Annotated in this window: 25 protein-coding genes and 1 pseudogene; 23 read left to right on the plus strand and 3 right to left on the minus strand. The window is 52.5% G+C overall.

The genetic code is table 11. The annotated features are described in order from the left end of the window. Window positions 1-11 precede the first annotated feature (11 nt). Both P3L40_RS04645 and P3L40_RS04650 read right to left on the minus strand, forming a co-directional pair. Window positions 12-749 carry a class I SAM-dependent methyltransferase gene (locus P3L40_RS04645; protein ID WP_000371013.1) on the minus strand — a complete coding sequence of 246 codons (738 nt, stop codon included), beginning with the start codon at window positions 747-749 and terminating at the stop codon, window positions 12-14. 31 nt (window positions 750-780) lie between these two features. Continuing rightward, on the minus strand, window positions 781-2094 hold the full coding sequence (locus P3L40_RS04650; protein ID WP_001351065.1) for an MFS transporter: 1314 nt from the start codon (window positions 2092-2094) through the stop codon (window positions 781-783). Window positions 2095-2266: 172 nt separating this feature from the next. Here P3L40_RS04650 and P3L40_RS04655 point away from each other — a divergent pair, with 172 nt between their 5' ends. The 10 genes and pseudogenes from P3L40_RS04655 (at window position 2267) to P3L40_RS04700 (ending at window position 11605) form a co-directional block, all read left to right on the plus strand. Continuing rightward, window positions 2267-4255 carry a TonB-dependent receptor gene (locus tag P3L40_RS04655; RefSeq protein WP_272693287.1) on the plus strand — a complete coding sequence of 663 codons (1989 nt, stop codon included), beginning with the start codon at window positions 2267-2269 and terminating at the stop codon, window positions 4253-4255. Between the two features lie 157 nt (window positions 4256-4412). Further along, window positions 4413-4850 (plus strand): annotated as a pseudogene (gene tnpA / locus P3L40_RS04660) (IS200/IS605 family transposase). A 171-nt stretch (window positions 4851-5021) separates the two neighbouring features. After that, entirely contained in the window at window positions 5022-5684 is a 663-nt protein-coding gene (locus P3L40_RS04665) for a PilL N-terminal domain-containing protein (RefSeq protein WP_004239720.1), read from the plus strand. Next, window positions 5681-5899 carry a hypothetical protein gene (locus P3L40_RS04670; RefSeq protein WP_316928023.1) on the plus strand — a complete coding sequence of 73 codons (219 nt, stop codon included), beginning with the start codon at window positions 5681-5683 and terminating at the stop codon, window positions 5897-5899. The genes P3L40_RS04665 and P3L40_RS04670 overlap by 4 nt, the downstream gene beginning before the upstream one ends. Further along, window positions 5896-6423, plus strand: coding sequence for a hypothetical protein (locus P3L40_RS04675; RefSeq protein WP_316928024.1), 528 nt, complete (start codon window positions 5896-5898; stop codon window positions 6421-6423). The genes P3L40_RS04670 and P3L40_RS04675 overlap by 4 nt, the downstream gene beginning before the upstream one ends. Before the next feature lie 13 nt (window positions 6424-6436). Beyond that, window positions 6437-7171, plus strand: coding sequence for a TIGR03759 family integrating conjugative element protein (locus P3L40_RS04680; protein ID WP_000790124.1), 735 nt, complete (start codon window positions 6437-6439; stop codon window positions 7169-7171). A gap of 12 nt (window positions 7172-7183) precedes the next feature. Beyond that, window positions 7184-7822, plus strand: coding sequence for a transglycosylase SLT domain-containing protein (locus tag P3L40_RS04685; RefSeq protein WP_004239718.1), 639 nt, complete (start codon window positions 7184-7186; stop codon window positions 7820-7822). Continuing rightward, window positions 7812-8366, plus strand: a complete 555-nt coding sequence (locus P3L40_RS04690; RefSeq protein ID WP_004245750.1) for an integrating conjugative element protein — start codon at window positions 7812-7814, stop codon at window positions 8364-8366. The genes P3L40_RS04685 and P3L40_RS04690 overlap by 11 nt, the downstream gene beginning before the upstream one ends. A gap of 355 nt (window positions 8367-8721) precedes the next feature. Beyond that, on the plus strand, window positions 8722-10869 hold the full coding sequence (gene traD / locus P3L40_RS04695; protein WP_012368437.1) for a type IV conjugative transfer system coupling protein TraD: 2148 nt from the start codon (window positions 8722-8724) through the stop codon (window positions 10867-10869). Then, a complete protein-coding gene (locus tag P3L40_RS04700) occupies window positions 10856-11605 on the plus strand; it encodes a TIGR03747 family integrating conjugative element membrane protein (protein WP_000179437.1) in 750 nt (249 codons plus the stop codon). Before traD ends, P3L40_RS04700 begins: the two co-directional genes overlap by 14 nt. An 87-nt stretch (window positions 11606-11692) precedes the next feature. Here P3L40_RS04700 and P3L40_RS04705 read toward each other — a convergent pair whose 3' ends face one another. Further along, window positions 11693-12301, minus strand: coding sequence for a DUF2913 family protein (locus P3L40_RS04705; protein ID WP_004239713.1), 609 nt, complete (start codon window positions 12299-12301; stop codon window positions 11693-11695). Window positions 12302-12447: 146 nt separating this feature from the next. Between P3L40_RS04705 and P3L40_RS04710 the strand changes: the two genes are divergently transcribed. The 13 genes from P3L40_RS04710 to P3L40_RS04770 all read left to right on the plus strand — a co-directional run bounded on the left by P3L40_RS04710 (window position 12448) and on the right by P3L40_RS04770 (window position 24468). Beyond that, on the plus strand, window positions 12448-12774 hold the full coding sequence (locus tag P3L40_RS04710; protein ID WP_004239712.1) for an RAQPRD family integrative conjugative element protein: 327 nt from the start codon (window positions 12448-12450) through the stop codon (window positions 12772-12774). After that, complete coding sequence (locus P3L40_RS04715) at window positions 12771-13010, plus strand: TIGR03758 family integrating conjugative element protein (protein ID WP_001070025.1); 240 nt, start codon at window positions 12771-12773, stop codon at window positions 13008-13010. Before P3L40_RS04710 ends, P3L40_RS04715 begins: the two co-directional genes overlap by 4 nt. Before the next feature lie 47 nt (window positions 13011-13057). Continuing rightward, the gene (locus P3L40_RS04720) at window positions 13058-13420 is read left to right on the plus strand and encodes a TIGR03745 family integrating conjugative element membrane protein (RefSeq protein ID WP_073557142.1); all 363 of its coding nucleotides are present in this window, start codon (window positions 13058-13060) and stop codon (window positions 13418-13420) included. A 12-nt stretch (window positions 13421-13432) separates the two neighbouring features. Beyond that, window positions 13433-13849, plus strand: coding sequence for a TIGR03750 family conjugal transfer protein (locus P3L40_RS04725; protein ID WP_004239708.1), 417 nt, complete (start codon window positions 13433-13435; stop codon window positions 13847-13849). Continuing rightward, window positions 13842-14486: a PFL_4703 family integrating conjugative element protein gene (locus P3L40_RS04730; RefSeq protein ID WP_000033152.1), complete on the plus strand. Its 645-nt coding sequence runs from the start codon at window positions 13842-13844 to the stop codon at window positions 14484-14486. The genes P3L40_RS04725 and P3L40_RS04730 overlap by 8 nt, the downstream gene beginning before the upstream one ends. Next, the gene (locus tag P3L40_RS04735) at window positions 14483-15382 is read left to right on the plus strand and encodes a TIGR03749 family integrating conjugative element protein (protein ID WP_316928025.1); all 900 of its coding nucleotides are present in this window, start codon (window positions 14483-14485) and stop codon (window positions 15380-15382) included. The genes P3L40_RS04730 and P3L40_RS04735 overlap by 4 nt, the downstream gene beginning before the upstream one ends. Next, on the plus strand, window positions 15379-16875 hold the full coding sequence (locus tag P3L40_RS04740; RefSeq protein ID WP_004239706.1) for a TIGR03752 family integrating conjugative element protein: 1497 nt from the start codon (window positions 15379-15381) through the stop codon (window positions 16873-16875). The genes P3L40_RS04735 and P3L40_RS04740 overlap by 4 nt, the downstream gene beginning before the upstream one ends. Next, the gene (locus tag P3L40_RS04745) at window positions 16872-17357 is read left to right on the plus strand and encodes a hypothetical protein (RefSeq protein WP_004239705.1); all 486 of its coding nucleotides are present in this window, start codon (window positions 16872-16874) and stop codon (window positions 17355-17357) included. The genes P3L40_RS04740 and P3L40_RS04745 overlap by 4 nt, the downstream gene beginning before the upstream one ends. After that, window positions 17354-17791, plus strand: a complete 438-nt coding sequence (locus tag P3L40_RS04750) for a TIGR03751 family conjugal transfer lipoprotein (RefSeq protein ID WP_004245744.1) — start codon at window positions 17354-17356, stop codon at window positions 17789-17791. Before P3L40_RS04745 ends, P3L40_RS04750 begins: the two co-directional genes overlap by 4 nt. Continuing rightward, complete coding sequence (locus P3L40_RS04755) at window positions 17791-20658, plus strand: conjugative transfer ATPase (RefSeq protein ID WP_004239701.1); 2868 nt, start codon at window positions 17791-17793, stop codon at window positions 20656-20658. Before P3L40_RS04750 ends, P3L40_RS04755 begins: the two co-directional genes overlap by 1 nt. 94 nt (window positions 20659-20752) lie before the next feature. Next, window positions 20753-22978 (plus strand): trimeric autotransporter adhesin TaaP, encoded by a 2226-nt coding sequence (taaP, locus tag P3L40_RS04760; RefSeq protein ID WP_004239700.1) that lies wholly within the window; start codon window positions 20753-20755, stop codon window positions 22976-22978. Window positions 22979-23056: 78 nt separating this feature from the next. Beyond that, on the plus strand, window positions 23057-23497 hold the full coding sequence (locus tag P3L40_RS04765; RefSeq protein WP_004239699.1) for a TIGR03757 family integrating conjugative element protein: 441 nt from the start codon (window positions 23057-23059) through the stop codon (window positions 23495-23497). Continuing rightward, entirely contained in the window at window positions 23494-24468 is a 975-nt protein-coding gene (locus tag P3L40_RS04770; protein WP_012368435.1) for a TIGR03756 family integrating conjugative element protein, read from the plus strand. Before P3L40_RS04765 ends, P3L40_RS04770 begins: the two co-directional genes overlap by 4 nt. Window position 24469 lies beyond the last annotated feature (1 nt).

The raw sequence follows: 24469 nt of genomic DNA on the forward strand, positions 1-24469 counted from the left end.
TTAATTATGAGTTATTTATGGCGGAGGATTGCCATTGGTACAGTACTTGAGCTAATGTTTTCATGGACCAATCCTTCTCTTGATGCCTCCTTAATTACTTGTTCAATTCCAAAAGTATACCAATCTCTTTCTATATTAAAATTTCGTATGACTTTATCGTCTTCTATGATTTTAAAATTCATATTCCAACGAATAGCCTCTTGATCTATAGGTTTGCCACTTAAATAAATTTCATAGATATGGTTCCCTATTTTTTTACTATTTAATAGTATCTTAGAAATGTTACAAGGCGTATTAAACGGCATTGTATCTACCAAAATAGCACCTTTTTTTTCTAGCCCATTTGCAAGCTTATTCCATAATATTTTTCTATCATTCTGATTAAAATATCCTATACAGCCACATATAATAGCGGCAGAAAATGATTTTGGTAGAATGGTATTTTGAAATGTATCAGCAATCACAGTTACTTGGTGTTGTATTTCAGGTAACATCATAATTCTTGTCATTAGGCCAATACGCATAGATGCAGACGGTTCAATTGCAAAAATATGTATGTCTGGAAACATTTGCGCAATTATACTTAATTCTTGGCCAGTGCCGGAACCTATATTTAACCAGTTGCCTGTTTTTACTCCCATAAACTTCAAGGATTTTATAAATGTATCTTTACGAGTTTCCCAATGAGGTTCGCTTAAAATATCATACATTTCAGCAGACTGAGTATAATAATCTTCATAGTTATCCATTCTGTAATTACCTTATTCAATTTCCTACTAATTATACATATTGCTCAAAATTGTTTGATGAAATATTTAGTTTAAGGCGTTTTTTTATTAATTTAATGGAAATTAGTACTGCGATAAAAGTATAAATAGATGATATTGCAAAAACAAAATGATAAGACCAGTTCTCCGCTGTCCAAGTGCCTAATAGAGTAGCAATGATTGCTGTAAAAGCATTTGTACATTGGAAAATAGTGAAATCAATACCAGCTTGTTTCAATGAAGATAAGCTCATTAAACCAGTGTAAAAAGAAACTAGTCCTGCAGAAAAAAGAATATATTTGAACCCTATAAGTAAAAAAAGTATTTCATGTGGGATATATTTTATTCCTATAGCCATGGATATGAAAGTAAAAATTAAACCTTGTAAACCATAGGTAATGAAAATTGATTTCCATATGCCAAATACTTTTATTAATATACCACCTAAAAGTGTTCCAAATAGGCTTGCACAAAAATTGAAGCTTCCTATTAATAGTGCAATATTATTTAATGTAATATTTATATCTATTAATAGAGGTCCGGTAATCATATCTGTGATTCTGTTACCTCCTTCTAATAAAACTACTAATAAAATACCAATTCTTACCTCTTTTCGATTAAATGCATATGATAATTTGGGTATATGGTAAGTTTCAGATGTGGTTAGTCTATCTGATTCTTTAAAGTAGAGTGTTGGAATTGTAAGTAATATGATGGTTAGAGCTGATATAGCAAATGCAGTATTTAAGCTAAAATAACTGGAAATTAATAAAAAACCACTAGTGCCTAATAATGCTCCTATTTCTCCTCCGCCAACTTGGGCAATATTTCCCCACCCTCTATTACTTGCCTTAATCTGTTCTACCGCCATGCCATCACATGCAATGTCAATAGTCGATGTTAAGAATGCACATAGGATAAATATTCCAAAAATCCAAAGATTATTCAGTTTGCTTATATTATCGTTAGGGTTTATTAGAATAAGTAAAAAAACTAAAAGAGCAACCAATGATTGACCAATAAGAATCAAGTTACGTGAACGGCGAAATTTTTTTCCAAAAGGTAATCTCAGGCGTTCAATAAATGGAGACCATAAAAATTTAAGTGTCCAAGGAAGCATAAAAAGTGAAGTCAATCCAATTAAAGAGAGAGAAAATCCTTCACTTCTTAGTAAGGTTGGTACAGATTGCATGATAATCATTGATATAAGGGTTTGGGTGATATAAACCCCACCTATAGCCATAATGATCCTTCTGTTGGCTGATAACTCATAACAGATTGATTTATAGCAGCAATGATCCTTTTGTTTTTTGTCATTGGTTTGCACTCTATTAACCCACCTTAATATTCATGTTTTCTGTTACTCAGCACACTTTCATAAGTATATATAATTTTCATGCTCAAAATGTGATCAACCTCAAATAATAATAACAATGCAAATGATATTAATTCGCATTAACATTTCGGCGTAAAGTGCCATTGCACATTTTGGGGTTTATATGGAAAATAAAGGAACTTTATTTAAATCTATATCTTTTGTAGTGGCTACAATGGTAACAGTAAGCTCTGTAGCTGCCACAGAACAGCATGATAATACAATAACTGTTACTGCAACTAAGCGCATTCAAAGTAGTTTTGATGTAATTGGTAATGTGAATGTTCAAACTGATGAACAGTTAAAAAAATCTTTAGTTAATCAAACTGATGATTTGAGCGCAGTTTTTCCTGAGTTGTTATCTGCAAACCGAAGTTCGCGTATTTATAACAATATGACTCTTCGGGGCCAATCTTCGGCCGATTTCTTTTCTCCAAGTTTGGGACTGTTTGTTGATGGTGCTCCCCAGCTTTCTCAATCGTATGCTCAATCTCTTCAAGGGGTTGAGCAAGTTGAGCTACTTAAAGGCCCACAAGGAGTTATTTATGGGCGTGGCACATTGGGAGGGATTATCAGTGTTATTACCAAAAAACCCAGTAGTCACGCTGAAGCATGGTTAGGGGGGCAATATTTTGGTCAAGGGGAAAGAATCAATACAGGAGGAAGCACTGGCTACATGGAAAACGGCTGGGCTTTTCAGGGGAATGTTAGTCTCGATAGAAATAATGGTTCTTTGAACAATCCAGCATGGGATAAAAAAAATGTTGATAGCAGAGATATAAAAGCTGGATGGTTGTCTGCTAATTATATTTCCCCTGATACATTATTTGAGTCTAATTTAAAAGTAGGTGGAGAAAATTACCATTCTCATGAGGAATATTTTGTTCCTTTTTCACCTCTTTCACGTTCAAAAATTGATACTGAATGGTTATATGAAACACCTAATCTTAAACGTAAATTAAAAAATATTTCCTGGAATACAGGTTATGATTTTAATGATGAATGGAAGTTTAAAACGATACTTTCTTATCAAAATATGGATATAGATAGATTGTTTATGGACGGAACGTTACAAGATGATTCTCAGGATATTTTGTATTCAGAAGCAAGAGCTAATTATGAGGGGGGGGATCTAAGTGGAATTATAGGGGTATCATTTCAAAAGATGGGTTATATACATGATAATTTATCTGTAGGGAAAGTCGGAATGGGAGGAAAAAAATCTGATAATGATATTTATAATTACTCTGGATATTTTGATGGTGCATACAGGATAAATGACAATTGGGAGTTAGGTGCAGGGGCTCGTTTTTCTCACGAAAAAGCAAAAACTCGAATGATTATTTTAGAAAAAGGAAAAGGTGAGTCTAATTATAATAATAATGCAGTTTTTAATGCCTTTATTCCACGAGCAAGTATCGCCTGGCTTCCAAATGAGCAGAATCGTATATGGTTTGGAGTTGGCCGCGGTTTTAAACCTGGTGGTTTTAACAAAGATGGGGTTGATAAACTAGCTCTGACTTCTTATAAATCGGAAATTGCCACGGAAATGGAATTAGGTTGGAAATGGCACAGTGTTAATGATAACCATATGGCCGAAATTACTTTATATCAAATAGATAGTAAAGATGTTCAAGGATATGTAGGTGTTATTGGTTATCAGGCATTATCTAATATGGGAGATTCAAGAAGTCGAGGGATAGAATATCTTTGGAAATCAAAGCTTACCCCTAATCATAGTATTTCACTGGGTGGCATGTTCAATCAATCAGAGTTTACCAGTGGAGAACATAAAAATAAAAGACCTGCTTATACTCCTAGTTATAGTTCATTAATTTCATGGGAGGGCTTATATGGCAAGGAGCAAAAGTGGTCTTCTCGGATTGCAGTCAGATTTAATGGACCATTTTACTTTAATGAGCAAAATAATTTAGAACAAGGGCATTATACTGTTGTTGATGCATCAATATCATGGCACCCTACAAAGCAATATGAACTTAGTATCTATGCGAAAAATATTGGTGATGCTTTATATCGAACGTATGCATTTGGTAATAAAGCACAGCTAGGTAATCCGAGAGAGATCGGGGTTCAGGGAAGTATTAACTTTTAGGGTATAGTAAAATCCGCCTGCGCCAAAAAGCGGGTTTTTATTGTCAGCCTTAAACCACCACCTAAGCAGGTGATGATTGACCCTGTGAGGCTATAGCCTGAAGGAAACCCATGTTAAAAAACTACCTCTTACTCACCACAAGTAAAGAGGAAATAACATGGGTTTATACAGAAGTTCATCACATGTGTATTGACGTTGCAAATATCATCTAGTTTGGACTCCTAAATATCGTTATAATATATTGAAAGATAAAGTAGGAAAAGAGCTTTATAGAATAATTTATATTCTCTGCATTATGAAAGACTGTGAAGTATTGGTGCTAAATGTTCAGCCAGACCATGCTTATTTAGTTGTAATGATCCCACCTAAACTATCAATATCAACACTAATGGGAGTCCTGAAAGGACGTAGTACGATAAGGTTATATAATCGATTTCCACATATACGTAAGAAACTTTGGGGTAATCATTTTTGGGCTAGGGGATATTTTGCTGATACGGTGGGGGTTAATGAAGTCATCATTAGGCGTTATGTAAGGCATCAGGATAAAGTTGATCAAGAGCTCGACCAACAAATGGAATTGTTGGGGGATTAATAAAGAATATAGCCCCCTTATAGGGGGCCCAATTTAAAACCACCTCTTTTAGAGGCGGTATTTTACACCCGCCGTTTTCTTTTTTTTCGGAAAACTAATTTCCTATTGAGAGCGCTTGCTTTTCTGCGCACAGTGTGCCTGTGACTTTATTTTGTTAACTCAGGACAGAAAATGCGTATGAAAACTCTCCCGATATGTCTTGCCCTGACCTCACTGTTGTTGGGGGGCTGTGCAGACAAGCCAGCCCAGCCTACGGAAGCGGCGGCAGACATCGCGATTCCGCTCAACGTCGGTTATGCTCAGCCGCTGCTCCCAGATATTTATCCGTCAGCCCCGGAAGTGGTGCGTTATGACCGTTACCGGCTGGTTGATATTTCGCCTTCACAGGCACAGCGTTACCCGCTGGAACAAATTGTTCATCTGCGTATTCCTGCTTCCGTCTCCCCGACAGTCGGGGATGCGCTACATTATGCCCTGCGTGATTCCGGATATCGTCTGTGCACGTCCGATGGACAGGCGAACCACCTTTATCGTTTGCCGTTACCCGCTGTTCATTATCAGATGGGATCGATCCGCCTGAATGTGGCGTTACAGATCCTTGTCGGTCCGGCCTGGCAGTTGTGGGTGGATGATGTGCAACGGGAAGTGTGTTACCGACTTCGTCCGGAATACACGCCATCTGCGCCGGATGCAGGAATGAGCGGCGCTTCATCCGTCTCTGTGGTCACCCCACTTTCTGCGGGCAGTACGCCATTACCGGTGCCACCGGTGCTTAACACTTCCACTGGTCATACCGATGTGAATAAGGTTCATCGCGGAGGGTGGCTGAAATGACTCATTCTGAAGAATTGTCCGTAACCCCATTACATAAAAAAATTTACCGGGGGGTGATTGTGACGGGCGTGGTCGCCTGTGCTCTGGTGGCCGGTATCCCGCTGTTTATCCACAGTAATGTTATCAGTTCACACTCAGAGGCTCTGTCACAACTCGGACAACGATTACAGGCGATTGAGATGAAGATGGCTGACTCTGTCACGGATGACCGATGATGAATGCGCAACTGGACGTGCTCCGTCAGGGGCTGACGACGCTAAAACAGGATGTGGCATCACAGCGCGACACCCTCAGAACGGTGACAGCACAGCTGGCGGTGGCCGGCAAACCGGATGAACAGATCGCCGTACTGTCTGACGGGCTGGAAAAACGGCTGGCACAACTGGAAACCCGCCAGGCACAGTGGGCACTGGCGTTACATCAGTTGCAGGAACAGCGTCAGCCGGAACAAAAAACGGTCAATCCCCCGGTTGTCAGGGCAAAACCCGCCACGCCGGAAACTTCCCGTCTCGGGGCTTCTGTCCGTCCATCCCGGACCGTGCCGTTTCAGTTAACCGCGATTGAACAGCGGGGCGGTCGTCTTCTTGCCGCACTGGCTCCTGCGGATATTCGTCAGCTGGGGCAGGTACAGTTACTGCCGGTAGGCGGACGTTATCAGGGCTGGGAAATGACCGACATTCAGACTGATCGTGTGACATTACGTTATCAGGGGCGCACAGTGACGTTGCGCCTGCCATAAAAGGAATGCCGTGATGAAAAACATAAGATGCGTGGTTTTACTGGGTGGGTGTCTGATGTCCGCACCGCTGACAGCTGCACAGTCTGTTTCCGGGGCAACCCGACCGGTTCAGATTGAGGCGGGGAAATCGGCTGAGAGTCAGACACAGTCATTGCAGTATGAGGCGCAGGAATGGGGACTGAGTGCGGAGGAGTATGCCCGTTTTGAGGCGCTGATGAAAGGGCGGCGCGGTATTCAGTCTCCCGGACTGGATCCCCTGACGACATTGGGTATTGAGGCCCGGTCAGACGAAGAGCGCCGCCGGCTGGCTGAAAAGTGGGTACAGCAGGAATTTGCCAGGGCAGAAAAAGAGCTGGCGTTTCAGCGGGAAGTAGATGCTGCCTGGAAGCGGCTCTATGGTCAGGTATTACCGGTCAGTCTGGGAACATTCGGCAGGATGGAACAGGGAACAGCGCAGCGCCGGCAGGCACTGTTTGTGCAGGCGGAAAATTGTAGCGCGTGTGATGCCCGTCTGGCTACTCTGCTGGCCGGCAAACAGCCGTTTGATATTTATGTGCTGGGGACAAAGGGGGATGATAACCGCCTGAGGGCTTGGGCCAGACAAAAAAATATCCCGGCAGAGCGCGTCAGAAAGCGGGAAATTACGTTAAATCATGATGGCGGTCTCTCGCTTCAGTACGGACTGACCACCACACCGGTGGTGATGCAACAGTTACCGGATGGGCGGTGGCGTCCGCTCACACCTTAATCCGGAGGCGTGATGCGTAAAAATTCCCTGCTCACTCTTGTCCTGCTGCTGTTTTCCGTGCCGTTACCGGCTCGGGAGGTGCCGCCGGGCTACCGTGAGGTGGCCCGGCAGGAGAATGTACCAGCAGAAGCCCTGTATTCCCTGGCACTGACGGAGTCATCCTGGACATTACCGGCACATCACCCGCAGGCCGGTGAAATCCATCCCTGGCCGTGGACGCTGAATGTGGCTGGTAAAGGATACCGTTATCCGACACGGCAGGCCGCCTGGCAGGCTTTACAGTCGTTTTTACAGACGACATCCCCCAGACGTATTGATGTGGGGATTGCACAGGTGAACTGGGGCTGGAACGGGCATCACTTCCGTTCCGCCTGGGAGGCCTTTGATCCTTATACCAATTTGCATGTGGCCGCCCGCATCCTGCGCCGCTGTTATGAGGCGTCACCGGGTAGTTGGATCCGTGCCGCCGGCTGTTATCACCATCCGGCGGGCGGTCAGCCCGCAGTACGCTATAAAAATAGTGTCCGGCGTCAGCTGGCGACACTGACGGGCGGTACACAACCCGTTCCCGCTCATTTACCGGCAGTCAGTACAGATCGGGCTGTATCGTTTGTGTGGATAGAACCGGAGAACAAAACCGATGCGAAATAATCCTGAAGAAAAGACAACGCGAGCCTTTTATCCCCTGCCCGTCTTGGGGATGCTGCTGTTTTGCGCAGCCGGCGGCAGTCAGGCGGCATTAACGGTGGTGGCGGATTATGGCGGGCAACCGGCAGCACCTTTTTATGACGCGATAAATAATGCCCCGAATGAATGGACAGCAAAGCCGGCGTCCCGCCCTCTGCCGTCCGTGATGGCCCCGTCAATGGTGTTGCCGGTTGAGACACCGGAAATGACGCCGGGGGAGGTGGATGACCGCGTCCTGCATTTACCGGGGATTGGGGCACTGTATCTGGTGGGGGATGATCCGTTATCCCGGGCATGGCTCACACAGCACGCAGCCCAGCTGAATGCAATGAATGCGGCCGGGATGGTGGTGAATGTGAAATCGGAAACCGGGTTACAGGCGCTTCAGGCGCTGGCTCAGGGAGGACTGCTCTCCCCAGCTTCTGGCACCGATTTAGCTCACCGTCTTCAGTTATCACATTACCCAGTTCTGATCACGGAAACCGGGTTGACCCAGCAGGTGAAGTAATGTTACCGCCGATATGGCCTTCAGATGGGGTTGACTCCCCGGCATTCTGGTTGGCCGTGCTGATGTGGTGCGTGTTCTTTGTTGTGATGAGACTCCTGGGGAAAAAAAACCGTCCTGCCCGCCGTCATCGTCACTGTCACGGGAAAGAATCGCGTGTACCGGAAAAAGAAAATCCGTCAGATCCTCCCTGGGGTTGAGTGCAGTGAGCACATTGTTTTCCGGACGTGTCGGTGAATTTTCAAACAGTGTTTCCAGTGGAAACGCTGGATGATTTTTGAACACTGTTTCCACTGGAAACACCGGTGAATTTTTAAACACTGTTTTCCGGGGTAACACCAAAAAAGAGTTTGAGAGAATGAGTGATCGTTATGTGATAGAGGCCTGGCTGCGACCGGCCGTGGAATTGAACAGTGCTCTGGTGTCCGGCGGGGCGGCGTTTGTGTGTGCGGTAGCGCCCTGGGCAGTGGCATTGTCTCCGTCCGTGAGTTATGTCACCGCCGGTGCGTTTGCCGGTTTTTCCGCATTGCGGGCACATCAGGGATTCCGGGTATTACGTTACCGCCGGAATCTCCGGCGTCTGCCCCGCTATCAGGTGACGTCGGCACAGGTGCCGGTCAGCCGGCAGCGTCTGTTTCTGGGAAAAGGGTTTCAGTGGCAGCAAAAACACACGCAACGCCTGCTGGAAACCCAGCGTCCGGAAGTGGAGCGGTATGTTCAGCCGCCGGCACATTACCGGCTGGCCCGGCAGTTTGAACTCCGTTTTGAATCCCGTTTTCCGGCGGTTTGCCGGCTTTTGCAAAAAGACAGTTGGCTGAATCCGGTCCGCCCGCTGACGCCGGTGGGGGGGAATCCGGTGTTACACGGTGTGGAGCCGGATGAGGTGAATGTGACCATGGATTTGCGTGAACGGGTTGGTCATATGCTGGTACTGGGGACCACCCGTGTCGGCAAAACCCGTCTGGCGGAAGTGCTGATCACTCAGGATATCCGCCGGGGGAATATCACGATTGTTTTTGATCCGAAAGGGGATGCGGATTTATTGCGCCGGATGTGGGCGGAAGCGCATCGTGCGGGGCGCAGTGAGGAGTTTTATGTTTTTCACTTGGGCTGGCCTGATATCAGTGCCCGTTATAACGCCATCGGGCGTTTTGGCCGAGTATCGGAAGTCGCGGGGCGGGTTGCCGGCCAGTTATCCGGGGAAGGGAACAGCGCGGCGTTCCGGGAGTTTGCCTGGCGGTTTGTTAATATCATTGCCCGGGCACTGGTTGCTCTGGGGGAGCGTCCGGATTATGCCAAAATTTTACGTTATGTCACCAATATCGGGGAACTCTATCAGACATATTCGATGCAGGTGATTAAAGCACAACTACCTGATTTGTTTGCCCAAATCGAGAATGCGCAGAACGCGCTGACGGTCGAGGATGTGCCCCGTCATCTGCAAAGTGATCCGAAAGCTGTGGCTATCTGGGCAACGGAGCTGGCGTTAAGTAGTGAGAAAGGGAAAAAAATCTATGATCCGATTTTGGACGGGCTGCGCAGTGCGATCCGTTATGACCGGACCTATTTTGATAAAATAGTGGCTTCTCTGCTGCCGTTACTGGAAAAACTGACTACCGGAAAAACTGCCGCCCTGTTGTCGCCGGATTACACCAATATGCAGGATCCCCGTCCGATTTTTGACTGGCAGCAGGTGATTCGGAAAAAAGGGATTGTATATGTCGGGCTGGATGCGTTATCGGATGCGGAAGTGGCGGCAGCGGTGGGGAATTCCATGTTTGCGGATTTGGTCTCGGTAGCCGGGCATATTTATAAATTCGGGACTCAGGATGGACTGCCGGAGGATGAGCACGCCGGAAAATTACCGATCAGCCTGCATTGCGATGAATTTAATGAACTGATGGGGGATGAATTTATTCCGTTACTGAACAAGAGCGGCGGCGCGGGGATTGAAGTGACGGCCTACACACAGACCTGGTCTGATATTGAAGCCCGGCTGGGGAATGCGGCGAAATCGGCGCAGGTCACCGGTAACTTTAATACGCTGGTGATGTTGCGTGTCCGTGAACTGATGACCGCGAAATTACTGACGGAACAGTTACCGGAAGTGGATATTTACACCAAAACCCTGGTATCCGGGATCACCGATATTTCCAATCCGAGGCAGGGGAGTGATTTTACCTCCAATACCCAGGACAGGGTCAGTATGGTGGCTAAACCGCTGCTGTTACCGGCAGATATTATTCAGTTACCGAAAGGACAGGCGTTTGCGCTGCTGGAAGGCGGGAAGTTATGGAAAATCAGGATGCCCCTGCCGGCGGCAGAGGCTGATGCCCTGATGCCACCGGATTTACAAAAAATCGCACAGTATATGGAGAAAAATTACCGTACCGGCGAAACTTGGTGGACTGCGTCATCATTTTCGGATGCGCGGCATGACAGCGGCGGTATGAATGTGGCTGAGATGGCACCGGATACCGAAGGGGGCAACGATGGCAACTGCTGAGGTACGTCAGGAAACCCCGCGTCACCCGGCAAAAGACCCCGGTTTGCCGGCTAAATTGTTGTGGCACTGGCCGTGGGCCATCATCGGGGTATTACTGGCCTCCTGGGTATGCAGTCTGTTGATTGAGTGGGTCGGGATTGCGTTTTTCTGGGCGGACGAAGGGGCGGAGCACAGCCGGCAGGTGATGTTAACCGAGAGCGGGTATCTGTCAGAAGGGTTTACCCGTAGTCTGCTGATGTCCAGTCCGGCGCAGTGGCTGGCTCATACCGTTGAACAGGCATACCGGTGGCTGTTTGTGGAGTCCGGGCTGATGGAGAGCTGGCAGAACGTGTATCCTGTCAGCGGGAATGCAGTTGCCCGTGAACTGGATGACTGGCGGATTTGGTTTGTGTCCGAGCTGAGAGACTATCTGCTGGCGACGGTTTATGTGACGCTGACCTTTTTTATCCGGGTGACTATTCTGGTGCTGTCGATGCCCCTGTTTGTTATGGTGCTGTTGGTGGGCATGGTGGAAGGCTTTAACCGGCGTGATTTGCGGCGTTATGGTGCCGGGTATGAATCCAGTTTTGTGTATCACCACGCCAAGCGTTTTGTTAAGCCGGCCTTTTTTGTTCCGTGCATGATTTATCTGTCCTGGCCGTCTGCCATTTACCCTAATCTGGTGTTGTTACCGGCGGCTCTGTTGTTCGGGCTTGCGGTGGCAGTGGCTACCGCGTCATTTAAAAAATATTTATAGGCGCTGGGCAGAGACACACAACACTTGTTTTTGTGTGTCTCTGTCAGCAGACAAGCGGCTAGGCCGCGCGTCAGTGGTGTGATGGGGTTATCCTGCGCTGATTGATGGATTGATGAGTGTGAGCAGTAAATAAAGTGGCGGGTTGTCTGTCGTGATGAGTTGCCAGCCACATTGTGTCAGCAGTTCAGCTAGTGCGGCGATATCACCTCCGATTTTTACAGGTAGGTGTGCGGTCTGATGACCGTCAGTATCAAAAGCCTGCTCCAGTGCATTTTTGGATAAACAGATGGTGTTGCTGAGCGTATCCGGGCTCACCGCATGTCGTCTGTGCCACGATTTATCACTCAATAACTGATAGGCAAAGCCTGCCTCCTTGGCCGATTCAAGCGCATAAGTGAGCCGGAACAGATCGCTCTGCTCGTGTAATGCGCCTGTACAGGAGCGGTACAGATAATCCAGTTTTTGTGGCAGTTTGGCCCGGCTCCCCAGTGTACGTCCCTGTTGAAGCAGCCAGTCAATATCCGGCGTAACGTCACGGTCAAAACGGCGTTGCTTTTTGGCGGTTGCCAGCCAGCGTATTAAAAACAGGTTTTTCTGCATGTCGGACTGCACCAGCCCCTCCCTGCGGGCCAGATGCAGGGCAACCAGTGCACACCAGGCAAAATGCCCAGTTTTTCGGGTGATGGTCTGACTCATAGGCTCACTTTTATTTATTCATTTCAGCTATTTTCGCAAAAAGCAAGCAATATAAAATTAAAAAATTTGGAAAACTAATTGTTTGCTGTTTTTTCTGTCCGCCTTTTTTACCCTGACTCCACGTTAACCGTCTTTAAGGAGTCGTTATGCGATTATTTTCTCCGCTTATTTCCCTGTTTGCGTTGGTTGTCAGTGCATTTGGGGTATTGCCTGCTCAGGCCGCTGAAAAAGATGAACTGGCGCTGACGTTAAAGCAGCTCGATCACATCCAGGCCAGCCTGGAGCGCGCCCGTATTCAGGCAAATCAGGACAATCACGCCCGTTTTTATTTTGATTATTCCCGCGCCTCCAGAGAGGTGGAGATTATCCGGCAGGGGATTGTCCGCTATCTGGAGCCTTCCCGGGCCCAGCCCACGATGCCGGTTAATGTGGCGGAGCCGCTGCGCGGGGATTACCGCCGGGAGCAGCGATGAATCCGTCACAGCAGGCGGCATTTGAGGCTGCTGCCGGCTCGGGGATGTCTCCGGCTGTTCTGAATCTGTTGTGTATCGGGGCATTACTGGCGGTGCTGTTTTTATGGGCAGCCTGGGGACTGGTTGATGTTTACCGGGGCTGGGCAAATGAAAATGTTCGTACTGCAAGGGTGGGGCAGTTTGCTGTCCGGGCAGTGATATTACTGGTGGTCTGCATCTGGATGTTTGCCAGTTGAGTGTGCTGTTTAATTTATTTTACAGAATGAAAGGTCATTTTATGGATATGAAATCATTTTGGGGACGTGGTGTCCGTCGTATTGGTGCGTCAGTGGTGACGTTATTCACTTTATTCAGTCTGATGCCGGCGTATGCCGCACTGCCTTCGGTGGAACCCCCTTCTTCCGGTGGCGGCGGCGGACTGATGGACACCATTAAAGGCTATCTTAATGACGGCATTGTGATTGGCGGGCTGGTTGTGGCTGCGACGGCTTTTATCGTGGTGGCCATTGCCGCGGTCACCACGTTCAATGAAGTGCGCGACCAAAAGGCTGGCTGGGGTAAATTCGGTACAATTATTGTAGTCGGTGTCGTCCTGATTGTGGCGGTCGTCTGGCTGGCCGGAAAATCCGCCACTATTATTTTTTAAGCGGAGGCAACGATGCAGACCATCGATTTTATGCCGGATCGCTTAAATGCAGAGCCCACCGTCTTTCGCGGATTTACCACCCATGAAATGTTTGCCGCCGCCGGTGTCGGTTGTGTGGGCGGGAGCGTTATCAGTATCCCGCTGTTACCGCTGGCCGGGTGGGTGATCCTGCCGACCGGCGCGTTGATAATGCCGCTGTTGGTGGTGTTTTTTGGCGGCACTTTTCTGACCCGTATCAAACGCGGAAAACCGGAAAATTATCTCTACCGCCGATTGTCCTGGAAACTGCAAACCGGGTTTGCCCGCACATTGCCGCTGACCGGACGGCTGACTGAAAAATCCCTCATCACCGTATCTCAGGGCTGGTTTTTACGCCGGACGCAGGCGCTGTCACTGTGCCGGTATATCGCCGGAGGCCGCCATGAGTAAATTTCGTCATGCCCTGCAAAACCGGGACCAGCACATTCTGACACTGCGGATGATCTGCGGGGTGCTGGTGCTCTGCCTGTTTGTGGCCTTTGCCGGCTGGATGCGGGCGCCGGCTAAACTGACGATCCATAATCCGCCGGATTTGCGCTCCGGCAGTACCCGGGCATGGTGGGAAGTGCCGCTGCCGACGGTGTACGCTTTCAGCTTTTATATTTTTCAGCAACTGAATGCCTGGCCGAAAGACGGCGAGGTGGATTATCCGCGAAAGATTGCACAGCTCAGTGCCTATCTGACGCCGTCCTGCCGGGCGTATTTTGAGAAAGAGGCCGCTTACCGTACTACGCTCGGGGAGCTGAAAGGGCGTTCCCGGGTGGTGTATGAGATCCCGGGACGCGGGTTCAGTGAGGATAAAGTCCGGGTGATTGACCGGGATAACTGGATCGTGCGCCTGGATTTGGTAGCGGATGAATATTTTAGCGCGGAGCCGGTCAAGCGAGCGACGGTACGTTATCCGGTGAAAGTGGTGCGCTGGGAGGGCGATCCGGAAAGTAATCCGTTTGGTCTGGCCCTGGACTGCTATGACGGGCTGCCTCAGCGTCTGGAAGCGGCGGAGCAGAATAAGGAGGTCAGTCAATGAGCATAAAACGTCATCTGACGGCCTGTGCTCTGGGGATTTCGGCGGTGTTTTCTGTGGCCGCTCTGCCGCTGCCGGTGCAGGCGGTAGAGCTGGTCCGCTGGGAGCGTATTCCGTTACCGGTTTCTCTGCATGTGGGGGAAGAGCGCATTGTGTTTGTGGAAAAAAATGTGCGTGTCGGTTTTCCACCGTCTCTGAATGAGAAACTGCGGATCCAGAGTACCGGAGGGGCGGTGTACCTGCGGGCGGAAAGCGCCTTCCCGCAGACCCGCCTTCAGTTACAGGATGTGGAAAGCGGGGAAATCCTGTTGCTGGATGTGACGGCCACTGCCGGTAAAGGGAAGCTGGAGCCGGTGCGGGTGGTGTACAGCGGTGAAGTCAGTACGCAGCGTGACAGTCAGAGCGTCAGACGCAGCGGGCAGGCTGCGCGGGCGGCAGCAGCCGATGCCGTACCGGAAAGCGTGGACCGCAAAGCGAAAACCCGTTATCCGGCGCCGTTACCGGTCTTACTGACCCGTTATGCCGCCCAGAGTCTGTATGCACCGTTAAGAACAGTGGAGCCGGTGTCCGGCGTACAACCTTTGCCACTGACCTTACCAAAAACACTGACAGCACTCTACCCGTCTGAACCACTGATCGCGCGGCCGCTGGCCGGCTGGCAGGCGGCGGAGTACCGGGTGGTGGCGGTGAAACTGACCAATCAGTCCGCTCAGAAAGTCGTGCTGGATCCCCGTCAGTTGCAGGGGCAGTTTGTCAGCGCCACGTTCCAGCATCAGTGGCTGGACGCGAAGGGCACACCGGAGGATACCACCACAGTGTATCTGGTGATGAAAGGCAAACCGGATAAGGCGTTTCCTGCGGAGCCGCCTGTCCGGAGGACGGGAGGGAAAGCCCGATGAAAGTGAAATCCAATACGCTGGTCAAAATTCTGGTGCCGTCCGCACTGGCGTTGGCGGTGCTGATTGGTATCAAAAGCTGCCAGCCCGACACGCCGGTCACCGGCAGCGGACAGGACAACCTGTCTCAGTCAATCAATGACCTTGACCCAGGGGAGCTGAAGTCACTCGGGATTGAGGGGGATACCCCGGCCGATACACTGAGGACGCTGATTGGCACTATGAAAACGGTACGTGACCGTCAGGCGGAATTGATCGCCCAGAATGAGAAATTGCTGGAAGAGAATGCGCAGCTGCGTAACCGGCAGCAGAATGTGTCGGGGCAGATCCAGTCTGCGGTGGCTTCCGTCCGTCAGGAAGCGGAGAGTCAGCAGCGTGCCCTGCAACAGGAGCAGCAGACACTGATGCGGCGTCTGGATAGCCTGGGGGAAACGCTGACAGCATCAGGTGGTCAGCCGGCTCAGGGCAGCGGACAAGGCGATATTCCGCTGGGACTGGGGCTGGATACCGGGGGCAGCGGACTGACGGTGAAAGACGGGTTGCTGTGGGCTGAGCCGCAGGATGCACAACCGGCTGAACCGGGGCGGATGGTGAACGGACAACCGGCTAAACCGGCGTTTCCGACCTCTTTTCTGGAGGATAACGCCATTACCCGTCAGAAAGCGGAACTGGACCGGGTGGCCAAAAATCAGCGCACGCTCTCCGGTACAGTGGACGGTGAGGCCCATACCGAACCGGCGTACACGATACCGGAGAATGCCACCCTGGTGGGCAGCCAGGCGATGACGGCGTTGCTGGGGCGGGTGCCCATTGACGGTAAAGTGACCGATCCGTATCCGTTCAAGGTGGTGGTGGGAAAAGACAACCTCACGGCGAACGGCATTGAGTTACCGGATGTGGAAGGGGCGGTGATCAGCGGCTCGGCCACCGGTGACTGGACATTGTCCTGTGTGCGCGGGGATATCACCTCGATCACCTTTGTTTTTACGGACGGCACGATCCGCACGGTGCCGAAGCCGGCTGACCGGACGGACGGCGGCAGTCAGGCCAACAGCGGACAGAATGCCCGTAATAACGGCGGGTCGCTCGGCTGGATTTCAGATGAGAGCGGGATCCCGTGTATCAGCGGTGAACGTAAAACCAATGCCGGCACCTATCTGCCGACCCTGTTTGCCCTGACGGCAGCGGCCTCGGCCGGGGATGCGATGTCGCAGAGTCAGTATACCGCGCAGAACAACGGGTACGGTATCACCTCCTCGCTCTCTGGGGATGCGGGGAAAGCGGCGCTGGGCAGTGCCATCGGCGGCGGGTTTAAGGATGTGGCGGACTGGGTGAAATCCCGCTACGGGCAGACCTTTGATGCGGTGTATGTGCCGCCGGGGCAGAAAGTCGCGGTGCATATCAGCCGTCAGATCCCGGTGGATTATGAATCGCAGGGACGCCGGGTGAATTACGGTTTTTCACTGACAGAGGGTGAGGAAGGAGGTCTGGAGTGACGTATTTTGCGAAGCCGGGGGTGCTGGCTGTGACGCCGGTGACGTTTCCGCTGGTGTTTGTGTTCAGTGCCGGACAGGCCGGTTGTACTGGAAGTCATTTTTGCCTGACGGTGGCCGGTCATCAGGTGTTTGATGAGGAGCAACAGCAGCTGATTGCCGGCATGTCACCGGCGACGATACAGCTGGCGTGGCAGAGTACCGCCGGTGAGACGCCCGGGGCGGTTCTGTCTGTGGGCCGTCACCGGGTGGGGCTGAGTGACAACGACATTACCGTTTACCGGTTTGCCCCGCGGGATGAGGCGTGGCCGCAGGACAGTGACTGGGATCGCCTGCTGTACACCGTTTTTAAAGGGGAGGCGCCGGATAAAGCCGGCTGGCAATGTGTGCCTTTTTCACTATCTGAACTGAGCTGTCACGGTGAGTTTGCCCGGCTGACCTGCCGGGGGGCGATCCTGAAGGGCGCGGGAGGCGTCATATCATGAGAATGATGAAATGTGTGATGAAAAGCAGAGTGCTGTGCGCACTGGTGTTGTTGCTGGCCGGCTGTGCCACCTCCAAAGAGGAGCTGCTGCCGGCGGGAAACAGCGACATGATGGCCATCTGGTCCGGCAGACAGGCTGATCCGAACGGTGCGGCGGACAGCCGGACGGTGACGGAGACCGCCCGCAGCGCCCTGCGACGCGCCCTGACGAATGATGAAGCCGCGCGCCTTCAGCAGGCGGACACCGCGTATACCCGGACACAAAGCAGTGAGATCCATCAGCAGTTTCCGCGTCTGCCGAACCCGGACATGGTGATGTATGTGTTCCCGCATCTCTCGGCCGGCAATCTGCCGGTGCCGGGATACAGTACGGTGTTTCCGTTTTACCATCAAGTGCAGTATGCCCTGCCGGGTGAGCGTGTGGAGGGCTTGTGATGGGATTTTCATTATTCCGCTCACGCCGGAAAGCGCAGGCGGTTTCTGCTGAAAAAACGGATGAAAACAAGGCTGACAAAACCGTACACCGCAGTACACCGGCAGAGAATGCCGGTTTAGGCCGTCAGCCGCTTTCCCGGCCGGGAAAAATGACCCGGGCGGATGAGCAGAAGATTTACCATGCGAATCCGTCCTTTATTGATTACCTGCCCTGGGTGGAATTTCTGGATGAGGAGCAATGCCTGCTGCTTGATGACGGGGTGTCGGTCGGGGCGGTGTATGCCGTTGAGCCGGCGCCGACGGAAGGGCGCTCTGCCGGCCGTCTGCTCGAAATCCGGGATGCGGTGGAGGATGCGCTTCAGGACAGTCTGGATGAGCATGATGATAACCCGTGGGTGGTGCAGTTTTTTTGTCAGGATGAGGACGACGTGAGCGTCACACTGGCCACATTGCGGGACTATATCCTGCCGGCGGCCCGGGGCACCGCGTTTACCGAAGCCTGGCTGACCGAAATGGCGCGTCATTTACGGGGGATTGCCCGTCCGGAAGGGCTGTTTAAGGACACGGAGGTGACCGGACAACCCTGGCGCGGACAGCAGCGCCGGACCCGGATGGTGGTTTACCGCCGGCTGGGGAACAGCTATACCGATCCGATGCCGCCGGTGGCGATGCTCAATCAGATGTGTGACCGGCTGGTCAGCAGTCTGGGCAGTGCCGGCGTGCAGTGTGTCCGCCAGGACGGGAGGCAGGTGCATCAGTGGCTGCTGCGTCATTTCAATCCGGCCCCTGACTGGGTGGACCGGGAGACGCTGTACCGGGAAGGGGCGTACTGGCCGGCGGCGGAGGAAGCCCCGGGCACCCTGCCGGTGCTGAAGGATTTTGCGGAAACGCTGTGGTTTACCCCGCCCCGGTCGGATGTGGAAAACGGCGTGTGGTGGTTTGATAACCTGGCGCACGGTGTGGTGAATATCGAAAAACTGCGTAAAGCCCCGGGGCCGGGGCACCTGACCGGGGAGCAGAAGCGCGGTGACAAAAATATCAATGCGCTGATGGACCTGTTTCCGGAAGGGACGATGCTGTCGATGACCATCGTCACACAGCCTCAGGATACGCTGGAGCAGGAATTTACCCGGCTGGGGAAAAACTCGGTGGGGGAAAACACCGACTCGCAACGTACCCGCCGGGACGTGGAAACCGCCAGAGGTTTACTGGGGCACCGCCATAAGCTTTACCGGGCCTCCCTGTCATTGCTGCTGCGTGCCGGCTCGGTGGAGGAACTGAACAAAAAGCGCGTGGATCTGACGGCCACGCTGCTGAATGCCGGTCTGGAGCCGGTGAAGCCGGAATATGATGTGGCGCCGCTGAACGGGTATCTGCGTGCCCTGCCGATGTGTTTTGACCCGCAGACGGATAAAAAACACTGGTATACCCGGCTGACCTGGGTACAGCACCTGGCCGGATTACTGCCGGTGACCGGGCGCACCAGCGGCACCGGGCATCCCGGCTGGAGTTTCTTTAACCGGGGCGGCGGGGTGCTGACCTTTGATCCGCAGAATAAACAGGATCGTACCCAGAATGCGCATCTGCTGTTATTCGGTCCCACCGGGGCCGGTAAATCCGCCACCTTATGCGCACAGTTATCGCAGCTGATGGCGGTCCGCCGTCCGCGTCTGTTTATTGCGGAGGCCGGTAACTCCTTTGGTTTACTGGCGGACTATTACGCCAGTCTGGGGCTGAGTGTCAATAAGGTCAGTGTCAAGCCCGGCAGCGGGGTGCGTCTGCCGCTGTTTGCGGATGCGCATCAGCTGCTGATGATGGATGAACAGCGTCTGGCACTGAATGCGGATGAACTGCCAGAGACGGACAGTGAATCTGAGGATGATGACGGGCAGCGTGACATTCTGGGGGAAATGGAAATCTCCGCCCGCATGATGATCACCGGCGGGGATGTGCGGGAAGAAGCGGAGCTGAAGCGGGCTGACCGGGCGATGATCCGCCGGGCGCTGATGGCGGGGGCCCGGGCGTCTTATGCCGCCGACCGGCAGATGCTGCCGGCGGATTTGCAGGAGGCGCTGTATGCCCTCTCCCGGGGGGAAGGTGAAGAGGAAGGGCGGGCATTAAATCCGCAGCGCCGGGCGAAAGCGGCCGAAATGGCGGAATCCCTGGGGATGTTTACCGAACCGGGCAGTTTTGAGCATGAGCTGTTTAATCTGCCGGGGGAGCTGTGGCCGGAGGCGGATGTGACCCTGATTGATTTGGGGCACCTGGCGCGGGAAGGGTATGAGGCCCAGATGGCGCTGACGATGGTGAGTCTTATCAACTCCATCAACAATATTGCCGAGCGGGATCAGTACCGGGCCCGGGACATTAATTTTGTGGTGGATGAGGCGCATATCGTGACGGTCAACCCGCTGTTATCCCCCTATGTGACCAAAGTGGTGAAAATGTGGCGGAAACTGGGGGCCTGGCTGTGGCTGGCGACCCAGAACCTCGATGACTATCCGGACTGTGCCGAGAAAATGCTCAATATGGCGGAGTGGTGGGTGTGTCTGACGATGCCGCAGAAAGAGGTGGAGGCAATCGCCCGCTTTAAGACGCTCAGTGAGGAGCAGAAACAGGTGCTGCTGTCCGCAGCCAAACTCTCCGGCTGTTACACGGAAGGGGTGGTGCTGGCGCGGAAAGTGGAGGCGCTGTTCCGGGTGGTACAGCCGAGCTTATATCTGGCGCTGGGGATGACGGAAAAAGAGGAGAAGCAGCAACGGCGGGTGCTGATGGAGCAATACGGATGCAGTGAGCTGGAAGCGGCGTTCAGGGTGGCAGATGAACTTGACCGGAAACGGGGGTTACCGCCCCGGGTGCCGGGATGATGAAACGGGTGGAGCAGGGAGTGGGTAAACCGTGTTGCAGCACGGCTTACCCGGCCGCTTCATTGGGTATGTTAAAAAGAGGAAACATGACGTCATGAAAACGACGGGAGTTAAAGTAACGCTTTTGTCGCTGGTTGTCAGTTATTCCTGCGCTTTACAGGCCAAAAACGTGTCACTGGGGGACACGGCCGTGGCCACGGGGCAGCACAGTACGGCTGTCGGTGAGGGCAGTATGGCGCTGGGGAACAATATGACGGCGGAACAGGCGCAGGCGGCGATGAAAGCCCAGAATGCCCTGTTGCAGAACAGGGCGCAGGCGCATGAGCAGTACATGCAGACGCAGGCCCTGTTTGACAGTAAATCGCTGGCGAACAGCAATATTCTGGAGCGTCAGGAAGCGATGAAACCGTTGTTGCAGCAACAGGAGACCCTGGCGGGTCAGCGTACCGCGCAACAGCAGCAGGTGACACAGGCACAGCAGGTCGCTGACCGGATGGCACAGATTTATGAACGCAATCTGGGGGCGGTTTCACAGATTGTGGATGAGAATTTTGTGGCGTTGTGGCAGCAGGGGCAGGCTGACCGTCTGGCTCAGGAAGTGAAAAAACGGGTTGAGCAGGATACGTCGGTCAGTAATGACACGCAGTTTTATGTCAGTTATGTTAATGCCTATATTGAAGCGAAAACCAGAAGTGCTCTGGTTAATGAAACCATCAAAGAGAAAACCGGTTCTCAGATTACGACCAACTATCAGGGTGTGGCCCTGTCCCCGGTACTGAGTGCCGGCCACAGTGATAAAGCGATGCTGTGGTCGGATGCGGTCACGGACAGCGAGCAGAAGAAACAATTATCCCGTTTACACCTGAATACCGCGGCCCTGAAGGGCGTTGCCGGTTATCAGGAAGAGCTGGCCAAAATCGCCCTGATCACCTCTGCGGACGGGAAAAAGAATCTGTATCAGGCTTATCAGAAAAATGCCCGGCAGCAAATTGAGCAGGGGCTCACCGGGGTGACAGAGGCCGGGAAGCAGATCCTGTCAGAGCTGTATCTGGATAACATCGATGAAGGCACCTTTAATCAGATGGTCAGCGGTATTTTCACCCGCTATGAGAATCAGCTGAACTACCTGATCCAGCTGGATAAGGTCAACAGTTTATCGCCGGACAGCCCGGATTATGCCAAAGAGTTACAGCAACTGCTGGTACTGGAAAGCCGTCCACGGGATAACACCGTCGGGCTGAATACCAACCCGGAGGCGCTGAAACAAAAAGTGGATCAGTACCTTCAGGACAATGCGCTCAGTCACACACAGGCCATGTCGTCACAGGCCACACAGCTGAAACAGCAGTTATCGGCGGAAAAAGCCGTCACCGATCAGGCACTGAAGCAGGCAGAAACGCAACTCTCCCGGCTGGAAAAGGATCTCTCCGCGCTGGATACAAAGTTGTCTGATTTGCGTCCGACGCAATCCGAGCTGGAAAACATCCGGGATCTGGAGAAGGTGAAAGCCGAACTGGCGCAGAAACAGGCGGAATATCAGGCGGCGGATAAAGCCCTGAATGAGGCGCAGAGTACGCTGAGTCAGGGTAAACAGGCTGTTGCGGTCGGGGATAAGAGTCTGGCGCTGGGCGAAAAATCCGTGGCACTGAGTGTGGATGCCCGGGCGCTGGCGAAAAACAGTGTGGCACTGGGGGACGGCAGCCTGGCTGACCGGGATAACAGCGTGTCCGTCGGCCGTGAAGGTCAGGAACGTTTTCTGACGCATGTGGCGGCCGGCATTGCAAAAACGGATGCGGTCAACAAAGGGCAACTGGATGAGGAGCGGGATGCGCGTATTGCCGGCGATAAGCAGACGCTGAAACAGGCCATGGACTACACCGATGTGAGCATTCAGTACAGTGAGGCGAAGATAAACAAGCGGATTACGGAAGAGCAGCAGGCCCGTATTGAGGGGGAGGAACAGACCCTGGCGGCCGCAAACCGCTATACCGATGAGACGTTCGGGCAGGTGACCCACACGGTGCTGGACAATGCCCGGCAGTATACCGACCAGCGTTTCAGTCAGCTGGACAATAAAATCAGTCAGGTGGAGAAACGGGCCAATGCGGGGATTGCCGGGGTGACCGCAATATCTTCCATTCCGTATGTGAACAGTGAGCGTTTTTCGTTCGGGATGGCGATGGGGCATTACCGTGATGCACAGGCGATAGCCACCGGGGTGCAGTATAAGCCGACGGCCAATACCAATGTGCGCCTGAATGCGTCATGGAATAACGGCGGCGATACCAGTATCGGCGCCGGGTTTGCGGTGGGCTGGTAACCGGTGAAAACCCGCCGGTCACCGGCGGGTTTTGATGCGCTTTTCTTCTCTCACCGTTCGTTTGTGAGGACTGACCGAATGAAAAAACGATTTTTATCTCTTTCCGGATTGCTGATGCTGTCGCTGTCATGCCTGCCGTTGACCGCCGGGGCGGCAGTGGTGCTGTATACCACGCAGGATGACGCTCTGCCGCAGACGGACATCCCGTTTGAGGTGGTGTATCTGGATGCGCCTGAACGCCTGCTGGATGAGGCCCTGCTTCAGCCGGGGACGGAACTGAGTGAAGCGGATGCCCCGCACATCACCGCCCTGTTACAAAGTCCGGCCTGGCAGGCCAGAGAAACGGCATTACGGCAGGCTTATCAGGGCGTGGTTCAGGCCTGGCAGCTGGGGGTGTCATCTCTGCCGGCGGTCGTCGTTGATGCGCAGTGGGTGGTTTACGGCACCACCGATATTGCACAGGCGGTGACGCAGATACAGCAGTACCGGGAACAACAGGAAGGAGGAGGTCAACCATGACCCGACAATCACATCGCCGGCGTCTGGCGGGGGCTTTGTTACTCGGTTGTTCACTGGTGCCGGTGGCGGAAGCCAGTCTGAGTACCGCCACTCTGGTCGCTTCTGCGGCCTCACCGTCGTGTATCAGCTGGCGTATCAGCGGGATTTGCTACTGGCTGAAGTGTGGCTGGGGCGGCTGCCGTATCCGGACATCTGTCCGGGTGTCACATTTTATTCCGCAGGCGGTGGTCTCGGCCTACCATGCCCCGGGTGAAAACCCGTGGCGGGAAATGTCACTGGTCAGCGGGGCGGCCGGCGGGATTGAAAATGCCGTGACCGGCGTGCTGAGCGGGGTATCTGCCGGGGGCGGAAACAGTGAACAGAAGTTTGAGGCAAAACGTAAAACCGCCCTGCACTTTTTTTATGCGGATGCTATCGGTCATCCGGCAACCACCCTTATCGGCGGCAGTATTCCGGGGTATTCCTGTGACAGCGCAGCCACACCGCTGTTTCCTTATTACCTGAGCACGCTCGACAGTGTGCCGTGGCGGCTCGGTGTGCCGGAAATGGCGTATCCGGAAGCGATAATTCCCGGGAAACGGGAAATCGGGGGGCAGAGCCGGGGCAACATGTGGGGAAATCTCTATCCGCGCAGCGGTTTTGTCAACCAGCAGGACGGGGATAAAGCGGCGGCTGTGGTGGCGCAGCGCGTGGCAGATATTATGACCCGCACCGGGCAGGCGCATACCTATGTGCCCCTGAAAGGCAACCGCCGGGATGGCTATTGGCCGCCGGACGCGGTGACGGAGAATACCGGGACAAAAAACCATAAATGGCAGCGCCTGTCGCCGGGGCTGAAAAACAGCTGTGCGGTGTTTCCGGATGAGGGCGGAGCACAGGCACAGGACGGTAATTATGCCTGGGCATTGTGGCAGCCGTACAGCTGCTGCAAGCGCATGGGGCAAAAATTTCTGTACAGCACAACGTTTTAAG

Source organism: Providencia sp. PROV040, assembly GCF_032706145.1.
GTDB lineage: Bacteria > Pseudomonadota > Gammaproteobacteria > Enterobacterales > Enterobacteriaceae > Providencia > Providencia hangzhouensis.